At 50.9% G+C, this 20,463-nt stretch carries 14 protein-coding genes; 2 read left to right on the top strand and 12 right to left on the bottom strand.

Annotated features, from left to right (window positions below; genetic code table 11):
* Positions 1-63: 63 nt before the first annotated feature.
* A complete protein-coding gene (locus AC0IWZ_RS06650) occupies positions 64-3,174 on the bottom strand; it encodes an efflux RND transporter permease subunit (RefSeq protein WP_471677794.1) in 3,111 nt (1,036 codons plus the stop codon).
* 239 nt (positions 3,175-3,413) lie between these two features.
* Between AC0IWZ_RS06650 and AC0IWZ_RS06645 the strand changes: the two genes are divergently transcribed.
* Positions 3,414-4,031, top strand: coding sequence for a TetR family transcriptional regulator (locus tag AC0IWZ_RS06645; protein ID WP_471677795.1), 618 nt, complete (start codon positions 3,414-3,416; stop codon positions 4,029-4,031).
* 101 nt (positions 4,032-4,132) lie between these two features.
* On the opposite strand, the gene chbG is transcribed toward AC0IWZ_RS06645, so the two are convergent.
* The 11 genes from chbG to putP form a co-directional block, all read right to left on the bottom strand.
* Complete coding sequence (gene chbG / locus AC0IWZ_RS06640) at positions 4,133-4,894, bottom strand: chitin disaccharide deacetylase (RefSeq protein WP_471677797.1); 762 nt, start codon at positions 4,892-4,894, stop codon at positions 4,133-4,135.
* Positions 4,895-4,938: 44 nt separating this feature from the next.
* Positions 4,939-6,282 (bottom strand): 6-phospho-beta-glucosidase, encoded by a 1,344-nt coding sequence (locus AC0IWZ_RS06635; protein ID WP_034494411.1) that lies wholly within the window; start codon positions 6,280-6,282, stop codon positions 4,939-4,941.
* A gap of 109 nt (positions 6,283-6,391) precedes the next feature.
* Complete coding sequence (gene chbR, locus AC0IWZ_RS06630; protein WP_034494409.1) at positions 6,392-7,228, bottom strand: transcriptional regulator ChbR; 837 nt, start codon at positions 7,226-7,228, stop codon at positions 6,392-6,394.
* 12 nt (positions 7,229-7,240) lie between these two features.
* Entirely contained in the window at positions 7,241-7,588 is a 348-nt protein-coding gene (gene chbA / locus AC0IWZ_RS06625; RefSeq protein WP_034494408.1) for a PTS N,N'-diacetylchitobiose transporter subunit IIA, read from the bottom strand.
* Positions 7,589-7,654: 66 nt separating this feature from the next.
* Positions 7,655-9,013, bottom strand: coding sequence for a PTS N,N'-diacetylchitobiose transporter subunit IIC (gene chbC / locus AC0IWZ_RS06620; RefSeq protein WP_034456264.1), 1,359 nt, complete (start codon positions 9,011-9,013; stop codon positions 7,655-7,657).
* Positions 9,014-9,099: 86 nt separating this feature from the next.
* Positions 9,100-9,423, bottom strand: a complete 324-nt coding sequence (locus tag AC0IWZ_RS06615) for a PTS sugar transporter subunit IIB (RefSeq protein WP_471677799.1) — start codon at positions 9,421-9,423, stop codon at positions 9,100-9,102.
* Positions 9,424-9,685: 262 nt separating this feature from the next.
* Complete coding sequence (phoH, locus tag AC0IWZ_RS06610) at positions 9,686-10,474, bottom strand: phosphate starvation-inducible protein PhoH (RefSeq protein WP_471677801.1); 789 nt, start codon at positions 10,472-10,474, stop codon at positions 9,686-9,688.
* A 625-nt stretch (positions 10,475-11,099) separates the two neighbouring features.
* Complete coding sequence (efeB, locus tag AC0IWZ_RS06605) at positions 11,100-12,383, bottom strand: iron uptake transporter deferrochelatase/peroxidase subunit (protein ID WP_471677802.1); 1,284 nt, start codon at positions 12,381-12,383, stop codon at positions 11,100-11,102.
* A gap of 18 nt (positions 12,384-12,401) precedes the next feature.
* Complete coding sequence (efeO, locus tag AC0IWZ_RS06600) at positions 12,402-13,526, bottom strand: iron uptake system protein EfeO (protein WP_410372782.1); 1,125 nt, start codon at positions 13,524-13,526, stop codon at positions 12,402-12,404.
* 33 nt (positions 13,527-13,559) lie between these two features.
* Positions 13,560-14,393 (bottom strand): iron uptake transporter permease EfeU, encoded by an 834-nt coding sequence (gene efeU, locus AC0IWZ_RS06595; RefSeq protein ID WP_034494401.1) that lies wholly within the window; start codon positions 14,391-14,393, stop codon positions 13,560-13,562.
* Between the two features lie 174 nt (positions 14,394-14,567).
* The gene (putP, locus tag AC0IWZ_RS06590; RefSeq protein WP_034494400.1) at positions 14,568-16,076 is read right to left on the bottom strand and encodes a sodium/proline symporter PutP; all 1,509 of its coding nucleotides are present in this window, start codon (positions 16,074-16,076) and stop codon (positions 14,568-14,570) included.
* A 394-nt stretch (positions 16,077-16,470) separates the two neighbouring features.
* Here putP and putA point away from each other — a divergent pair, with 394 nt between their 5' ends.
* Complete coding sequence (gene putA / locus AC0IWZ_RS06585) at positions 16,471-20,433, top strand: trifunctional transcriptional regulator/proline dehydrogenase/L-glutamate gamma-semialdehyde dehydrogenase (protein WP_471677803.1); 3,963 nt, start codon at positions 16,471-16,473, stop codon at positions 20,431-20,433.
* Positions 20,434-20,463 lie beyond the last annotated feature (30 nt).

Genomic DNA, 20,463 nt, shown 5'->3' with positions numbered 1-20,463 from the left:
AGCTTGATTCTTAAAGTAAAGATTTGTCGCCGTCAGACGCATTCCACCGGCGGCGAATTCCTGTTATTTCGACTTTCCAAAACGGCGGCTGATGACCACAAAGAACACCGGAACAAAAAAAACCGCCAGTAGCGTGGCGGAAACCATCCCGCCCATCACGCCCGTACCCACGGCATTTTGCGCGCCACTCCCCGCTCCGCTGCTGATGACTAACGGCATTACGCCAAGAATGAAGGCCAGGGAAGTCATCAGAATTGGGCGCAAACGCATGCGCACCGCGTCGAGCGTTGCCTCAATTAACCCTTTGCCTTCTTTGTCCATCAGGTCTTTGGCGAACTCGACAATCAAAATGGCGTTTTTGGCCGACAGGCCAATGGTGGTCAGGAGTCCAACCTGGAAATAAACGTCGTTATTTAATCCGCGCAATGTGGCGGCAAGCAGCGCTCCGATGACGCCAAGCGGCACCACCAGCATGACCGAGAAAGGAATGGACCAGCTTTCATAAAGGGCCGCCAGACATAAGAAAACGACCAGCAAAGAGATGGCGTAAAGGGCTGGAGCCTGGTTGCCGGATAAGCGCTCCTGATAAGACATGCCTGTCCAGTCGAAGCCAATTCCGCTCGGCAATTTCGTCGCCAGATCCTCCATCAACAACATGGCTTCACCAGTACTTTTACCCGGCGTCGCTTCACCGAGGATTTCCATGGACGGCAGGCCGTTGTAACGCTCCAGACGAGGGGAACCGTAAATCCAACGAGCACTGGCAAAGGATGAAAACGGCACCATTTGCCCGCTACTCCCGCGCACATACCAACTGTTAATATCCTGCGGCAACATGCGGCTGGACGCCCGGCCCTGCAGATAGACTTTTTTCACTCGTCCGTGGTCAATGAAGTCGTTGACGTAGGTGCTACCCAGGCCGGTAGCAATAGTCTGGTTAATATCAGAAATGCTCACGCCCAGTGACTGAGCTTTTTCCTGATCAACTTCCAGCTTGAATTGCGGTGTGTCTTCGAGACCGTTCGGACGCACCCGCACCAGCATATCCGGGCGTTTTGAAATCATCCCCAGTAACTGATTTCTCGCCTTTGTCAGGGCATTGTGCCCAAGGCTCGCCTGGTCGATTAACTCAAAATCAAAGCCCGTTGCCGTGCCCAGCTCGGTAATGGCAGGCAGGTTGAACGCGAAGACCATGCCATCATGAATTTTGCTAAACGCGCGGGTGGCACGCCCTACAATCGCGGTCACTTCATTTTCTTTCCCCGGACGCTTGTCCCAGTCTTTCAGTCGCACAAACGCCAGGCCGTTATTCTGACCCTTTCCACTAAAGCTAAAGCCGTTAACGGTAAACACGGACTCGACGTTTGCCGACTCATGGGTCAGATAGTAATCGGTAATCTGGTCCATGATTTTTTCAGTTCTGGCCTGAGTCGCTCCCGCAGGCAGCGTGACCATCGTCAGGAACACGCCCTGATCTTCTTCCGGTAAAAATGAGGTGGGTAAATGAAGGAACAGGGCTACCATTCCGCCCACAATCAGCACGTAAAGCACCATATAACGGCCAGTGCGACGCAGAATTTGCTTCACGCTGTCAGTGTAATGCTGAGTGCTTTGCTCGAAACGTGCGTTAAACCAGCCGAACAGCCCGGTAGTTTTCCCGTGGCTACCTTTAGCCACCGGTTTGAGCAAGGTCGCGCAAAGTGCAGGCGTCAGAATCAGTGCAACCAGCACCGACAGCGCCATCGCAGAAACGATAGTTATTGAGAACTGGCGGTAGATTACGCCAGTAGAACCGCCAAAAAATGCCATCGGAATAAACACCGCCGACAGCACCATCGCAATTCCGACTAATGCCCCCTGAATTTGCCCCATTGATTTTTGCGTGGCTTCTTTCGGCGGCAGCCCCTCCTCCACCATCACGCGCTCAACGTTTTCCACCACCACAATGGCATCGTCCACCAGCAAGCCTATCGCCAGCACCATGCCGAACATCGTGAGCGTGTTGATGGAATAGCCGAAGGCGGCGAGGATCGAGAAAGTGCCCAGTAACACTACCGGTACGGCAATCGTTGGAATTAACGTAGCGCGGAAGTTCTGTAAAAACAGATACATCACCAGGAAAACCAGCACGATGGCCTCAAGCAATGTTTTGAAGACTTCGCGAATAGAGATTTTGACAAACGGCGTGGTGTCGTAGGTATAAACCACGGTCAATTCGTGTGGGAAATAGGGTTCGAGTTTGGCCATCTGCGCCTGCACCGCTTTGGCGGTATCCAGCGCATTCGCACCGGTGGCTAATTTAATCCCCAGGCCAGCAGCGGGTTTGCCGTTGTAGCGCGCAATAACGTTGTAGTTTTCACCGCCCAACTCGATTCGCCCGACATCGCGTAATTCGACTTTCGCACCGTCTGGTTTCACTTTTAGCTGGATGTGACCAAATTGCTCGGGGTCACGCAAGCGCGTCTGCGCAATAATAGATGCGTTGAGTTGCTGGCCTGGTATGGCCGGAGTACCGCCAAGTTGCCCGGCGGCAACCTGCGCGTTTTGAGTTTTAATCTGGTTAATGACATCAAGCGTTGTGAGCTGATATTTGTTCAGTTGGTGAGGATCAAGCCAGATACGCATTGAATACTGCGCACCAAAAAGCTGCACATCACCTACGCCAGCCGTCCGGCTGATAGGATCTTTGATATTCGAGGAAATATAGTCGGCAATATCCTCCTGACTCATGCTGCCATCTTGCGAGATAAACCCGGCAACCATCAGGAAACTGCTGGAGGATTTCTTAACACTGATCCCCTGCTGCTGAACTTCCTGAGGCAATAAAGGCATCGCGAGTTGAAGTTTATTTTGCACCTGAACCTGAGCGATATCCGGATCGGTGCCGGATTTAAAGGTCAGCGTGACCGTCACACTACCTGAGGCATCGCTTGTAGAGGACATGTACATCAAGTTATCGAGGCCATTCATATTTTGCTCGATAACCTGCGTCACCGTATCCTGGACGGTACTGGCATCCGCACCGGGATAAGTTGCGTTAATAGCTACCGCTGGCGGGGCTATTGTTGGGTACTGCGCCACTGGCAAATTGATGATGGACAGAACCCCCGCCAACATCAAAATGATGGCCAGCACCCAGGCAAATATGGGGCGCTCGATAAAAAACTTCGCCATGTGAAGATTTCCCTGTTAGAGCTCGAACTCTGTTTTCGGATATATAACAGGCGAGCTTAACAGAGGCTTTATGGATTAATGATTCATGCGTGTATGTATAAAGTTATATTCCAGGGCTGGACATCAAAAACTTTAAAGAACACAATAATTCTTAGTTTTATCAATCGAACCAAGAATAGAAAAATAATATTTAAACCTGTTAATTCTTGTAACTAATATCCATAAAGAGTTAATTACCTATGGCCCGAAAAACAAAAGCCGATGCGTTAAAAACGCGTCAGCATCTTCTTGATGTCGCAATCACACTATTTGCTAAAAATGGCGTCTCCACAACGACCCTTGCAGACATCGCTGATGCAGCGGGGATGACCCGCGGCGCGATTTATTGGCACTTTGACAGCAAGGTTTCACTGTTTAATGAAATCTGGAATATTCAGTCGTGTATCGCATTGGAAATAAGGCGAAAACTCAAAATCCAGAACCCAGATAATGATTTAAAACTATTACGTGAAATCATAATCGAGACATTAAAATTCATTTCGACAGATCGCCGCCAACATGAACTTCTACAAATTCTTTACCATACGTGCGAATTCAATGGGGAAATGTATTCTGAGAGGGAAATAAGAGAGCGTTACTGGTTTAATCGGGAAAGAATGAGAAAATTATTGCGCAATTGTATTTCAAAAGGGCAAATTCCTGTTAACACCAATGTCGAATTGGCGATAACCATTATTCACGGTTACCTGAGTGGGATAGTCAAAAACTGGCTGATGCAGCCAGAAAATCTCAATCTTTACGAGCAGGCTCCGGACGTTGTCGATAGCCTTATTGCGATGCTCACGAAATCTGCGTGAGTCTGTGATAAGTGTCGGATGACGCTGCGCTTATCCGACCTACCCGTTTCAGGGAATGTTGCGTGGTGGATAAGCCGCAGGCGTCATCCACCATGCAAATATTACAAATCTTTGAACGTTCCCAGGCGATATCCACGCTCTGCAATCGCGTATTTAAGCGAAGGCGAGGTCAGCACATCCAGTTCCGCCAGACGCGGGTAACAGTACTTGCTGGCGAGTATCGTGTTATCAATAAATGAAGGGTGACACATAATCTCGAGTGACTGCTCGCCGCGCGCTGTTGACCTTTCCAGGGTTTCGAGGAAAAGCGTTTCGGAAATGGCATCGCCATAAAAGCCGCTATCGAAACCTTCGGCTGTCTTCACACCCACACATTCAAGCTCAGTTGGTAACGCGGCATCGTAGTCGAAACGAATTGCCACGCCCTTCTCTCTGGCAAACGCTTCAACGATAGGGTAAATCTGCGGGATCATATGCACGTGGTGATGGCTGTCGAGATGGGTTGGCATACGGCCAAACAACTCGATAAATCTCGCAAACTGGCATTCCAGCTCATGCTCAATTTCTGCCAGCACCAGGGAGCCTTCTTCGGCGCGCTGCCAAATCCATTTGCCCAGTTCACCCTTATCATCCACCAGGCCTGGCATAGCAGATAAAGGCCGGCCCAGCGTCAACACAAAGTGCATGCCAATCGCCAAACCTGGATGTTTCGCACTCAGCGCCACCGCATGTTCAATACCTGAGGCGTTAACCATAGCGGTGGTCGAAGTCACAACCCCGTGGGTAAATGCGTCAATAATCCCGTAATTCTGTGCCTTACATAGCCCAAAATCATCCGCGTTAACAATTAATAGCTTGTCCATTGTCGCCTCGCGAGGTGCCTTCCCTTTGCAGGGAAGGCTTCCGGTTATTTAAGTGCAGCAATCGCCTGTGCGAAGTTTGGCAGATTCGCTTCGTGTGCCAGCAGCAAGTCACGGGCAATTTTTTCTGCGTCTTTATCAGAATGAATCAGCGGGCTTAAGTTGAGCGCCAGCAGAACATCGTTAAAGTTACCGCTCAGAGCCGCTTCACTTGCCGCAACTTCAAAGCCTTTGATGGTGTAAATCAGGCCCAGCACTTTTTCGTCAAAATGGGTAATGCGCGGAGTTGGCGTTGCACCATCGCGACCGATTGTACAGGTCATTTCAACCGCCCAGTCTGCCGGAATATTATCTACATGACCATGATGCGGCACGTTAACGTAATGCTCGCTTTGCTTGTCGTTGTAGATATCGCTGATGACTTCGCAAGCTGCGTCAGAGTAGTAAGCACCGCCACGCAGTTCCAGCTCTTTTGGTTTCACGTTCAAAGCCGGATCTTTGTAAAGCTCGAACAATTGTTTCTCAACTTTCTGAACAACCGTGGCACGCGCGCCACCTTTATAGAACTCGCCCATTTCGATAGCCAGCATCTCTTTTTGCTTGAAGTAGTAGAGCAAATAAGAGCACGGCAGCAAACGCAGGGAACGGATCAAGCCTTCACTGAACGGCAAGTCAAAGATGTTTTTGACCGAACCCGCAGTCAGCGTGCCGGATGCAACGCCATCAAGTAGCTCGTCGAAACGAGAGGTTCCGTTAACGATGACATCTTTGATGAACACCATGTGGTTCAGGCCGAACAGGTCAATATTCAGTTCATCAGTCGGGGCTAGTTTCAGCACATCTTTAATGAACATTTTCATGCCCACAGGGATGTTACAAACGCCAATGAACTTCTTAAAATCTGTGTGGCGATAAACCGCCTCGGTGACCATACCGGCCGGGTTGGTGAAGTTGATGACCCACGCGTCTGGGCAGATTTCTTTCACATCATTAATGATGTCGAAAATTACCGGAATAGTACGCAGGCCTTTGAATAAGCCGCCAGCACCGTTAGTTTCCTGGCCCAAATAGCCGTAGCTTAACGGGATACGTTCATCGAGTTCACGAGCTTTCAACTGCCCGACACGCAATTGCGTGGTAACGAAATCGGCATCAACCAGTGCTTCGCGACGATCGAGGGTTTTATACAGCGCAATCGGCACAGCCGCGCGTTCAATCATGCGTAAGCAAAGATCAAAGATAATATCTTGCTTCTCTTTTCCAGCTTCAACATCAACCAGCCATAATTCAGTGATCGGCAACTCTTCGTAACGTTTAATAAAACCTTCGAGTAATTCAGGTGTATAGCTGCTACCACCACCGATTGTGACGACTTTCAATTTTTTACTCATGAGGACTCCGGTACAAGTTTATTGCACTGTAAATTAAGACAGCGATATAGATGTATTATTGAGGATTATATTTAACCCTCACTAATACATTTACAGAATATTTAATAACTCACTTAATGCTGTATAACTGCTTCCGATAATGCTGCGGCGTAAAAGAAGTTAACTTCTTAAAGTTTTTAATAAACATACTGGCACTGCTGTAACCAGACTCGAAAGCAATATCGGTAACAGAATAGTTCGTGATCTCCAGTTGTTTCTTGGCAAAATCAATTCTTATCTCATTGATAATTTGCATCGGTGTTTTGCTGTAATGGCGTTGCGTGGCGCGCGTTAAATACTCTTGCGACTTACCGGATAGCTCCACCATATTCACTAAGGCTTTATCACCAAACATCGACTTGCCATGCATCTGCTCAACGGTGTTTTTTAGCCAGACCGGAATATCTCCGCCTGACTCTGATTCTTTATGATGGCGCAGACGATTCACAATATAAAACGTCACCATTTCAAGAAATTCACTAAATTCGCCCTGGCGGAAATTTAATGAGGCTGTCACAGATTCGATATATGTCAGAAATTCATTCTTAATCTGATAAACCTGTGAAGCAATAAAACAAGCGGGAAATAACGGTAAATAATGCTGTTCAAAGAAAGCCTTGCTGATACCGACATTCAGGATTCTGGTCGCACCAAAATCATAAAAACTTTGATGGTAAGAACCGAGCGGGATGAAAACAAAACTCCCTCTTTCCAGCAGCACACGTTTACCGTTGATTTCCTGGTAATAACGTCCTGTCAGCACCACCGTGAATTCGTAATAATCATGCTGGTGCAGCCCGGAGACACTTTCGACTTTGTTGTGGATGAACATGTGGAAATGTTGACCATCAAAAAGTTGACTCTCGCGAGCGGTATTGATTTCCATACTGATTACCGGTGGCTGCATAGGGACTCCAACTTATTTTATTTTTTCGTGAAGCTCAATAAGTTCTGTCACCAGCTCGCGCGCCAGCATAGAAGTCATCAGATGGTCTTGCGCATGGACCAGCACCAAGCTGACTTTGGTTTTGCCTTCGCCCTGGTCACCTTCAATCAGTTTGGTTTGCACAAGGTGTGCTTCATTCAGTGCTTCGCGCGACTGGGCCATCAACTCCCAGGCTTTTTCAAAATCGCCAGTTTTAGCGATTTTCAGTGCGCCGTATGCAAGGCTGCGAGCCTGACCTGAGTTGATGATTAAACCCATAACCACTTCTTCAAGATCGTTAGTATCGACTTCGTTATCGACTACGTTTTCTAAATCAAACATCAAATTCTCTCCCGGTAAATTTAAAGTGGTTGGGGACAGGGGGTCATCCCCAACCAAAAATTAAGATCAGAATTTCAGTGCGTTAGCAATATCTTCTTCGCTTTCTTCTTCTTCGATGACAGCCTGCGCTTTGTTAGACAGGATAACGAACGGGATGTAGACACATGTCGCGACACCCAGGTTGAACAGCGCAACTAACAGAGCTGCGATACTGCCGTTACTGTTAAAGAAGGCGCCCAGGCCGGTCGGCATAGTCCACGGAGCCAGGTTTGTGACCGGAGGAATAATCCCCAGAGAGTAAGCCGCAAGCGTGATGGCTGCCAGAATCGGCTGAACCAGTACGAACGGGATAAACATAACCGGGTTCATGATGATTGGCAGACCGAACAGGATAGGTTCGTTAATCTGGAAGATGCCTGAAGGCAGTGCCAGTTTCGCCACCTGACGGTGATCTGCACGACGTGAAACCATGAAGATTGCGATAATCAAGCCAAGCGTCGCACCAGAACCACCCAACAGGATGTAGGAGTCGAGCATTGGTTTCGCCCAGAAGTGGAACTGTTTACCCGCGTCAAGTGCCGCTTGTACAGAGCCGTACTGGTTGTAGATTGCAATGTTTTCCAGCGCCCACGGAGTCATGATGCCGTTGTCCAGCGCGGTCAGCGCCAGCGAACCATGCACACCGAAGAACCACAGCAGGGAGTTGAAGATAACGTACGCCCAACCCACTACCGCACCCATCGACGCCAGCGGCGTAGAGATGGAGTCCATAATGATCTGGTGGAAGTTGCTACCGTGGTTTGCCAGCAGCCAGGAAATAATCCCAAAAATAGACAGGATAATAAAACCTGGAATTAATGCAGAGAAGGAACGCGAAACCGAAGTCGGTACGCTATCTGGCAAAGTAATAACCCAATTGCGGCGGATAACAAAAGTAAATAATTCCGCGACGACCAGACCAATAACAATACCGGAAATAATATTCTGACCACCTAACCAGTTAGCGCCGACAGCGTAAGCTTCGCCAACACTATATGGGGTAACAGTCATAAATGCCGCTACGGATAATAAACCGGCTGCCAGTGGGTCAACTTTACGTTCTTCAGCAAGTGCCATACCAATGAAAAAAGGAGCCATTAGCGACATAATACCTAACGTACCGTTATATACGTTGCCGCCAATGGCTTTTAACCCATTAAGGGTTTCAATGGTCGAGGGGTCTAAACGAATACCTAAAGAATAGAAAAATGAACCTGCGCCAAAACTCAGAAACACGTTATTAATTAATACGAACATGGCACCGGCAAGTGTCAATGGCATTAATTTGATGAAACCATTTTTAATTGCGTTGACGTGCGGTTGCTTCCCAATTTTCACTGCGAAAGGAAGCAATATCTTTTCAAGTGAATCAATGACTTTACTCATTTGTAATTTCCTTTATTGCCGCAAGAGTCTTGCGGCCAGGTTGTGTAAGGTCGTTCTTTGACGGAAAAATAAAACAAAATAAAAAGTTAGTTGCTTGCTGCTTTCTTGATCGATGCGACGGCTGCTTTCAGCACGCCTAACCCATCAATTTTGCCGTACATTGCCGAATCAATAACTTCTACCGGCTTGCCGGGTAATACTTTTTGAATTTCTGGCAGCATGTAAGCGATTTGCGGTCCAAGTAATACCAGATCCGCATCTTTGCCCTTTTCAGCAGCCAGCGTTTCAGGCCAGGCTTCGATAATCACCGGTACTTCATACTTCTCTGCCTGCGCCTTCATTTTTGATACCAGTAATGAGGTGGACATTCCGGCAGAACAAAATAGGTAGATACGTCTTTTAGTCGTCATAATAAATTCCTCACGTTGCAACAGCCTGCATGTCGGATATCAGCACAACCCACGCCTGCAAAAGGGACTGATTGGAAAGTTCTGATTGTTTCTGGTTGAAAGAAGTATACGGCAACAATCTGGCGGGGAATAATAACGCAGGACTTGAAATTGTCTCTCCTTGACCATCCGTTTTGATACCCTTCACATTTTGGGTAAATAATTCGCGCAAAGAAAAAAGCCCAAACAGGGTTTGGGCTTTACAATTCAATGACACCAGAAATCAGTCGTAGGCATTCAACGTGCGCTGGCAAAGGGCTGAGCGTACACAATCTTGCTTGCCAAAACGAATCACACCAACCATTTCATCTTCTTCAAAACGTTGCAGAGCGTCGCTCAGACCGGACTGAACACCCCGTGGCAAATCACATTGCGTGATATCGCCATTGACGATCACCGTCACGTTTTCCCCAAGGCGCGTTAAAAACATTTTCATTTGCGCTGCGGTGACGTTCTGCGCCTCATCAAGAATAACCACCGCATTTTCGAAGGTACGTCCGCGCATATAGGCGAACGGCGCAATCTCTACTTTGCCGATTTCGGGACGCAGGCAGTACTGCATGAAAGACGACCCTAAACGTCGCACCAGGATGTCATACACCGGGCGGAAATAAGGGGCGAATTTTTCCGAAATATCCCCGGGTAAGAAGCCGAGATCTTCGTCAGCTTGCAGGACCGGGCGGGTAACAATTATCCTGTCGACATCCTTATGTATCAGGGCCTCAGCGGCTTTCGCCGCACTGATATATGTCTTGCCGCAACCGGCTTCGCCCGTGGCAAAGATCAGCTGCTTTTGCTCGATGGCATTAAGATAGTGCTGTTGAGCCTCATTTCGCGCCGCTATTGGTGAATTATCACGGCAATCCCTGGCCATGCCGATAGATTCAACGCCGCTCATCTGCACAAGCGATGTGACCGATTCCTCTTCGCGTTGCTTGTGGCTACGCGAATCCCGTCTCAGCACACGTTTTGCTTCACGACGAGCTTTGATCACTGCTTTCTGTCTTCCCATGGATGGCACCTTACAGTTGGTTTCATTTCCCGCGTCACGACATTGGGCGCGATTATGTTCACTAACGGATGAGGTTTGGCTTCCTTTTAAGCCAGGAACTGCCGGTTGAGAGGATGCACCAGTTAGACGAGTTACGCCGCTTAGCGCATCGTTAATACATTGAGTTGTTAAAGGATTAGGTTTTTTAGCGGTGAAGATAGCGAAGCCGGAGGAGACACCTCCGCGCTGGATAGTGCGGGTAAGAAGTTTGTTCAATCGTCCGGTACTGGACCCTACCATTCGCGATCTCCAATGTGATTTAAATTCACAGCCGGGAACTACCGCTCGTGCTTTAAGTACATCAATTTTTATCTTAAATGCAACACTTATTTTACTTTAATTCAACATTCGCGTTTCGTCACCTTCTATTCAAAGTTATGACATAAAAAAATGTCATTTTTATTTCAATGATATAGGTAGATAAAAATTGATTGAATTATAGGCAGGCAAATTGTTAGCAAATAAAAAATTAGCAGGGGAAGGATTGCTCTCACCCCGGCCCTTTCCCCCAGGAGAGGGAGAAACCGGTCAATCCCTTCTCCCTCAGGGAGAAGGTTAGGATGAGGGTGGTTTCGACATCAATAAACTACGCCTCAATCAGCCCCTGCCCTAAATAGTGCTGCTTATCCCGAGCGCCTGGCATCACGAAGAAATACCCGCCGCCAATGGGCTTCACATACTCCTCCAGCGCCTCGCCGTTTAACCGTTGCTGCACCGCCAGAAAACCTTTCTCAAGATCATGCTGGAAGCAGACAAACAACAGCCCCATATCCAGTTGCCCGGATTTGGAAACACCCAGCGAATAGCTATAGCCCCGGCGCATCATCAGATTGGATTGCGTCTCTTTGGTGCGCGGGTTTGCCAGGCGAATATGAGCATCCAGCGCAATCACGTTGCCGTCAGGATCGGCTGCATAATCCGGCTCGTCGTGCTCATTCTTCATACCAAGCGGCGCGCCAGAGTGTTTATCGCGGCCAAAAATAGTCTGTTGCTCTTTGAGTGGCGTCCGATCCCAGGACTCAACATGGAACTGGATAATGCGCACGGCCTGATAGCTGCCGCCCACTGTCCATGCGGGTTCTTGTTGATTTTCCGTCACCCAAACCACTTCATCCATCAGCGGTTTATCTTCGCTGTTTGGGTTCGCCGTACCATCTTTAAAGCCCAACAGGTTGATAGGCGTCTCTTTGCCGCGCGAACGTGCCGCGTGGTTAGAGATAAATCCTTCCCGCTTCCAGCGCACGCTAAGCAAATCAGGCGTGTGTTTGATAATGTCACGCAACGCATGAATCACTGTGTCGGCGGTATTAGCACAAATCTGGAGCAGCAAATCACCGTGGCACAGGCTGGCATCCAGCGAGTCGTTTGCGAAGCGTTCCATTTTTTGCAGTTTTGCAGGCTTTTGCCCCTGCAAACCGAAGCGCTCGTCAAACAATGAAGTGCCTGTGGCCAACGTAATCGTCAGGTTATCAGGGTAAATTTCCGCCCCCAGAATCCCGGAGTCCATCGGTGGCATGCGCGGATTGGGTGTATCCGGTGCCGGGCCTCCGGTGGTGAGGAAATCAAACCGCGCCGTCAGTAATTTAAACAGACGTTCGAGATCTGCCTTGTCGCTGGCAAGCACATCAAACGCCACCAGCATCATGGCCGCTTGTTGAGGTGTTAACACGCCCGCCTGATGCACACCGTAAAACGGCTGTTTTTCCATGCGAGCGTCTGGCGGCAAAGTGCCTGGCGATGTTTCTTGTTTTGCAGCGTGCGCCACCGGGCAACCGCCCGCAACGGCGAGGGCGCCACCGAGCGCGCCCAAACCTTTCAGCAACCGACGGCGAGCCGGAATATGCCCGCCGTTTTTGTTTTTATCTTCCATAAAACGTTATCCCGAAACCTAGTCCAGACCCAGAACGCCGCGCAGTTGAGACAGGTCTTCCGCCAGTGCGGTTACCGGCCCTTTCAGAGCATTACGATCGGCATCAGTCAGTTTGTCGTAAGTCTCGAAGCCATCTTTGGTGCGATATTTTGCCAGAATGGTGTCCACTTTCTTGAAGTTGGCATCCACTTTCGCCAGCAACGGCGCGTTATCTTTGGTCAGCAACGGACGCAGAAGACTAACGATTTTCTGTGCGCCATCGACGTTTGCCTGGAAGTCCCACAGGTCGGTGTGACTGTAACGGTCTTCTTCACCGCTGATTTTGCTCGCCGCAACTTCTTCAATCAGGCCAGCCGCGCCACCCACCACTTTACTCGGCGGGAATGCGAGCTCAGAGATGCGCGTCTGTAAATCCAGCACGTCGGTATTCAGCTGCTCGGCATATTTTTCCATGCCTTTGGTGGTGTTATCCGCAAACAGCGCTTTTTCAAGACGGTGGAAACCGGTGAATTTTGGATCATTGGCTTTCTGCTCGTAATCATCTTCACGGGCGTCAATGCTGCCGTCCAGATCTGAGAACAGTTCTGCAATCGGTTCGATACGCTCGTAGTACTGGCGCGTTGGCGCATACAAGGATTTGGCTTTTTCGACATCGCCCGCTTTTACTGCGTCAGTAAACGCTTTGGTGCCTTTCACTAGCTCGGCAACTTGTGCGGTGACATACGCTTTGTATTCGGTGATCGGGCCTGCCAGTGCCATCAGATCGTTCTTCGGTGCTGTCTGCTCCCCTGCCGCTTTAACAATAAGTTTGCCTTTCGGGTTGCTTAACAAGCCGCAGGTCATATCGTATTCGCCCGCTTGCAGGTTAGCGGTCATTTTCTGCGAGAAACCAGGGGCGATGTTTTCGCGCTCTTCAACCACCATCACACCTTTCAGGATTTCCCACTCCAGCGCTTTCTGGCTGTTGTTCTGAATGATGAACTGGGTTTTCCCGGCATTAACCGTAATGTTCATCGGCTCGCACTGTTTATCGGTGACAGTCACTTTTACCTGAGGAACATCAGCGGCTTGTACCGCGAAAGTAGAAGAAGCGAACGCGAACAGCGCTGCGTGCAAGGCTTTAAGGCGAAAATGTGTAGTCATGGCCAATCCCTTTCAAAAATTAGTATGTTGTAACTAACGAACGTTATTTGTCGCCTGAGTGTTCATGCGCGGAGGAATGCAGAACAGCACCAGCGCCGGAATCAGGTAAATAAAGTACATCGCCACTTCGCTAACTGTCGGCGTCTCCTGGTAACCAAAAATACCTTCGAGCAGCGTTCCGGTCAGGGAATGCGTTGAAAGAACATTACTGAGATCAAATGCAATATCCTGGAAGTGGTTCCAGAGCCCCGCTTCGTGGAACGCACGAACCGCTCCCGCCGCAAGCCCTGCCGCAACCAGCAAAATAAACAGGCTCGTCCATTTAAAGAACACGGCCAGATTCAGGCGAATACCGCCCCAGTAAAGCAAGAAACCCAGCACGATAGCGGTGCCCAAACCGAGCATTGCGCCAAGCGGCGGCATGATGCCGACATCCTGCTGGAACGCTGCCAGCAAGAAGAATACAGACTCGAGGCCTTCACGGGCGACGGCGAAGAACACCATTAAAATCAGCGCCCAGCCGTGGTTGCCTTTGCTGTGCAGTGCTTCGTCAACTTTCTGTTCTAGCTGCCCTTTCACATTGCGCGACACTTTGCGCATCCAGAACACCATCCAGGTCAAAATGAAGACAGCGATAACCGCCACGATGCCTTCGAACAGCTCCTGTTCTTTTTGCGGAAATTCACCGGTGGTTTCATTAATGAAAATACCCAGGCCCAGGCAGAGCGCGGCTGCCGCCACAACGCCAATCCACATCACACCAATCCACTGGCCGCGTTGTGTACGCTTGAGATAGCTTGCAATCAAGCTAACAATCAGCGCGGCCTCCAGGCCTTCGCGTAACATTATGAGAAACGGAACAAACATTCCTGACACCCCAACTGTGAACTCAGGTCAAAAGACGTAAAGAAAAGTAAACCAAAACGATTGTGATTATCATTACGGCAAAAATAAACACAAGAAGATAATTTGGTTATTTATGTACACTTGTAAAAAAGGCCGCTGAATGCGGCCTTTGAGAGAATGAGCAGTCCCTGAATTTTACTCAGGCTGTAACTTTGTTGGTGGCGCGGTGTGGTAAATCTCATCCGCTTGTTCAAAGCGTTTTTGCATGGTGGCACTTGGCGCCTTACCCAGCAGGCTAACAACCACAATGCCGATGCTGCCGAAGACGAAACCAGGGATGATTTCGTACAGACCCAACCAACCGAACTGTTTCCAGACGATGACCGTCACTGCCCCGATGATCATCCCCGCCAGTGCGCCGTTGCGCGTCATGCGTGACCACATTACCGAGAACAGCACAACCGGGCCAAACGCGGCACCAAAGCCTGCCCAGGCATAACTCACCAGGCCCAGCACACGGTTTTCTGGGTTTGCCGCCAGCGCGATGGCGATCAACGCCACCACCAACACCATGAAACGCCCTACCCACACCAACTCTTTCTGCCCGGCGTCTTTGCGGAAGAAGGCTTTGTACAAGTCCTCAGTGATTGCACTTGAACACACCAGTAACTGGCAGCTCAGAGTGGACATTACCGCCGCCAGAATGGCCGACAGCAAGATACCGGCAATCCATGGGTTGAACAGCAGCTGCGCCAGTTCAATGAACACACGCTCGCCATTCTGGTTCACCGCGCCCGCAAGCGCCGGGTTGTTGTTGAAATACGCGATACCGAAGAAGCCCACGGCACACGCGCCCGCCAGGCACAAAACCATCCACGTCATACTGATGCGACGCGCTTTAACGATGGTGTGATGCGAGTCTGCCGCCATGAAACGCGCCAGAATATGCGGCTGACCAAAGTAGCCCAGACCCCAGCCCATCAGCGAGATAATCGCCACGAAGTTCAGGCCCTTAAGCATATCAACGTTTTCGATGCTTTTTTGCTTGATAACCGCCATGGAATCGTCAAACCCGCCGACGGCAATCACTACCATGATTGGAGTCAGGATCAGGGCGAAAATCATCAGGCTTGCTTGTACTGTGTCGGTCCAGCTCACCGCCAGGAACCCGCCAACGAAGGTATAAATGATTGTGGCTGCAGCACCCGCCCACAGTGCGGTTTCGTAGCTCATGCCAAAGGTGCTTTCGAACAGACGCGCCCCCGCCACGATGCCAGACGCACAATAAATGGTGAAGAACAGCAAAATCACCAACGCCGAGATAATACGCAGGATGCGACTCTTATCTTCAAAACGTCCGGTGAAATAATCCGGCAGCGTCAACGCATTGTTGTTCACTTCAGTGTGAACACGCAGACGGCCTGCAACCAGTTTCCAGTTGATGTAGGCGCCCACGGTCAGGCCGATGGCAATCCAGCTTTCCGAAATACCGGAAAGGAAGATCGCGCCGGGCAAGCCCATCAGCAACCAGCCGCTCATGTCGGATGCGCCTGCTGATAATGCGGTGACCAGACTTCCCAGGCTGCGACCGCCCAGAATATAGTCATCGAAGTTTTTGGTTGAACGCCAGGCGATAAACCCTATCAATATCATGCCGAAGATGTAGATAAAGAAAGTCACCAGCATTGGTGTACTCATAGTCATGCAAGTTCTCCAGATTTTTGCCATGCCGGAACGCAGCACAGGTTTTTATTAATTTCATCTCGCAAGCGTTTTAACACGTTATTCACAATAAATTCACCGTACAAAAAATAGCTTTTTCCTGGAGGTTGCACTCGCTCACGCTTTTCACGGTTGCACCCTCTTAAACTGTTAACTGTGTCGGTAAATTCACCCTGTCTGCGAATAATTAGCCCGCTCGCTTTCTTAGGCCAAATTTAACAATTCAATCTATTTCCCAGCTTGCTATCCAGCTCACATTTAACAAGGTTGCACAAAGTTGCAACATGATAGATATTGCCGGGTAACTTTTATCAATCCCCCCATTTAATTCCCTTCCTTCGGCTTGAAGGACAACGGGTATAAAGGAGTGACAGGCATGGGCAGCACTACCATGGGTGTTAAGCTCGACGAATCGACTCGCGAGCGCATTAAAGAAGCCGCTTCACGCATTGACCGCACACCGCACTGGCTAATTAAACAGGCGATTTTTAACTATCTTGAACGCCTGGAAAACAACGACGAATTGCCAGAACTCCCGGCTCTGCTGGCGGGTGCCGCCAACGAAAGTGAAGAAGCCGTACCGCACGTTGAAGAAACGCACCAGCCGTTCCTTGATTTCGCTGAGCAAATTCTTCCGCAGTCGGTCACGCGCGCCGCAATTACCGCCGCCTGGCGTCGCCCGGAAACCGACGCGGTGCCCATGATCCTCGAGCAAGCTCGCCTCTCCCCGGTGATCGCCGAACAAACCCACAAACTGGCTTATCAGCTCGCCGATAAATTGCGTAATCAGAAGAGCGCAACAGGCCGGGCGGGCATGGTACAGGGTTTATTGCAGGAATTTTCACTTTCTTCGCAAGAAGGCGTGGCATTAATGTGCCTGGCTGAGGCTTTATTGCGCATTCCGGACAAAGCCACGCGTGATGCGTTAATCCGCGACAAGATCAGCAACGGCAACTGGCACTCGCATATTGGCCGCAGCCCGTCGCTATTTGTGAACGCGGCGACCTGGGGCTTGTTGTTTACTGGCCGTCTGGTTTCCACCCACAACGAAGCCAGTTTGTCCCACTCGCTGAACCGTATTATCAGCAAGAGTGGCGAGCCGTTAATCCGCAAAGGCGTGGATATGGCAATGCGCCTGATGGGCGAGCAGTTTGTGACCGGCGAAACCATCGCCGAGGCGCTCGCCAACGCCCGCAAACTGGAAGAAAAAGGTTTCCGCTACTCCTACGATATGCTGGGTGAAGCGGCACTGACCGCCGCCGACGCGCAGGCGTACATGGTTTCTTATCAGCAGGCAATTCACGCGATTGGTAAAGCCTCAAACGGGCGCGGTATTTACGAAGGCCCAGGGATTTCCATTAAACTTTCTGCGCTGCATCCGCGTTACAGCCGCGCGCAGTACGACCGCGTGATGGAAGAGTTATATCCGCGCCTGAAATCTTTGACGCTGCTGGCACGCCAGTACGACGTGGGCATCAACATTGACGCCGAAGAAGCCGATCGCCTGGAGATCTCCCTCGATCTGCTGGAAAAACTCTGCTTTGAGCCAGAACTGGCGGGCTGGAACGGTATTGGCTTCGTGATTCAGGCGTACCAAAAACGCTGCCCGTTCGTGATTGATTACCTGGTTGACCTCGCCTCCCGCAGTCGTCGCCGCCTGATGATTCGCCTGGTGAAAGGTGCATATTGGGACAGTGAAATCAAACGTGCGCAAATGGACGGCCTGGAAGGCTACCCGGTTTACACACGCAAGGTATACACCGATATCTCATATCTGGCCTGCGCCAAAAAACTGCTGGCCGTACCGAACCTGATTTACCCGCAGTTTGCGACCCACAACGCCCACACACTGGCGGCCATTTACAACCTCGCCGGGCAAAACTACTACCCGGGCCAGTACGAATTCCAGTGCCTGCACGGCATGGGCGAGCCGCTTTATGATCAAGTTGTGGGCAAAATTGCCGACGGAAAACTGAACCGCCCTTGCCGCATTTATGCCCCGGTCGGCACCCACGAAACGCTGCTGGCGTACCTGGTGCGCCGCCTGCTGGAAAACGGCGCGAACACCTCGTTTGTTAACCGTATCGCCGATAACACGCTGCCGCTTGACGAATTAGTCGCTGACCCTGTCACCGCCATCGAAGGCATTGCAGGCAAAGAAGGTCAACTTGGCCTGCCGCATCCAAAAATCCCCTTACCAAAAGAGCTATACGGCAGCGGTCGTACCAACTCCGGCGGGCTGGATCTGGCGAACGAACACCGCCTGGCCTCGCTCTCTTCTGCCCTGCTGAACAGTGCGGCACAAAAATGGCAGGCGCTGCCGATTCTGGAAAACCCTGTTGCACCAGGCGATATGATTGCGGTGAAGAACCCGGCGGAACCCACCGATATCGTGGGCTTTACCCGTGAAGCGACAGCCGATGAAGTTTCAAAGGCGCTGGAAAGCGCGGTAAACAACGCGCCAATCTGGTTCGCCACGCCGCCGCAAGAACGCGCCGCGATTCTTGAGCGTGCAGCGGTGATCATGGAAGGTCAGATGCAGCAGTTGATTGGCATTCTGGTGCGCGAAGCCGGTAAAACCTTCAGCAATGCGATTGCCGAAGTGCGTGAAGCGGTCGATTTCCTGCATTACTACGCAGGCCAGGTACGCGATGATTTCGATAACGAAACCCATCGCCCGCTCGGCCCGGTAGTGTGTATCAGCCCGTGGAACTTCCCGCTGGCTATCTTTAGCGGTCAAATTGCCGCCGCCCTTGCTGCGGGTAACAGCGTGCTGGCAAAACCGGCCGAACAAACTCCGCTGATTGCCGCGCAGGGTATCGCTATTTTGCTCGAAGCTGGTGTGCCTGCGGGCGTGCTGCAACTGCTGCCTGGCCGGGGTGAAACCGTCGGCGCGCAGCTGACCGGTGATGCCCGCGTGCGTGGCGTGATGTTTACCGGCTCCACCGAGGTCGCCACTTTACTGCAACGCAATATCGCTGACCGTCTTGACGCGCAAGGCCGCCCGACTCCGCTGATTGCCGAAACGGGTGGTCTGAACGCGATGATCGTCGATTCTTCCGCGCTCACCGAACAAGTGGTAGTTGATGTGCTTGCCTCCGCCTTTGATAGCGCGGGCCAGCGTTGTTCTGCTCTGCGCGTCCTGTGTATTCAGGAAGATGTCGCCGAGCACACGCTGCAAATGCTGCGCGGCGCGATGGCGGAATGCCGCATGGGCAACCCAGGCCGCCTGACCACCGACATCGGCCCGGTGATTGACAGCGAGGCCAAAGAGAATATCGAGAAACACATCCAGACGCTGCGTGGTAAAGGCCGCAAAGTATTCCAGGCCGCGCGCGAAAACAGCGTGGATGCAAAAGAGTGGCAGAGTGGCACTTTTGTCACACCGACGCTGATTGAGCTGGAAAGCTTCGATGAAATGCAAAAAGAGGTGTTTGGCCCGGTGCTGCACGTGGTGCGCTACAACCGCAACAACCTGGAAGCATTGATTAACCAAATCAACGCCGCCGGATACGGCCTGACGCTGGGTGTACATACCCGTATCGACGAGACCATCGCGCAAGTGACCGGTTCAGCCCATGTCGGCAATATGTATGTGAACCGCAATATGGTCGGTGCAGTCGTCGGCGTGCAGCCGTTTGGCGGCGAAGGTTTATCCGGTACAGGTCCGAAAGCCGGTGGCCCGCTGTATTTGTATCGCCTGCTGGCTAACCGCCCGGATAGCGCGCTGCAAACCACCTTTAGCCGTCAGGATGCGGAGCTGCCTGTAGATACCACGCTGAAAGCCCGCCTTCAGGAAGCCCACCAGGTGCTGACGCAGTGGGCAGTGAAGAAAGGCGAATTACCTGCAATTTGCGAACGTTTCGCACAGCTGGCACAAAGCGGCACTTTACGCCAACTACCGGGGCCAACGGGCGAGCGCAATACCTACGCGTTAATGCCGCGTGAACGCGTGTTATGTATCGCCGATAACGAGCAAGACGCGCTGGTGCAACTGGCGGCAGTCACCAGTGTTGGCAGCCGTGCGCTGTGGGCTGACGATAAACTGCATCGTGAACTGGCAAAATCGCTGCCGACACTGGTACAAAAACACATCGACTTCGCCAAAGAAGATGCGCTGTTAAGCCAGTCGTTTGATGCAGTGATTTACCACGGCGATTCCGACCAACTACGTTTGCTGTGTGAGAAAGTGGCGGCACGCGACGGTGCGATTGTTTCGGTGCAGGGCTTTGCTCGCGGTGAAACCAACCTGTTGCTGGAGCGTTTGTACGTTGAGCGTTCGCTGAGTGTGAACACCGCAGCCGCAGGCGGCAACGCCAGTTTGATGACAATCGGCTAAGTTTTCACTACGCTAAAAAGGCTCCATTTT

The sequence above is a fragment of the Buttiauxella sp. AC142 genome, assembly GCF_979253435.1.
The sequence above is the reverse complement of the archived record's forward strand: the minus strand, read 5'-3'. Positions and strand labels throughout refer to the sequence as shown.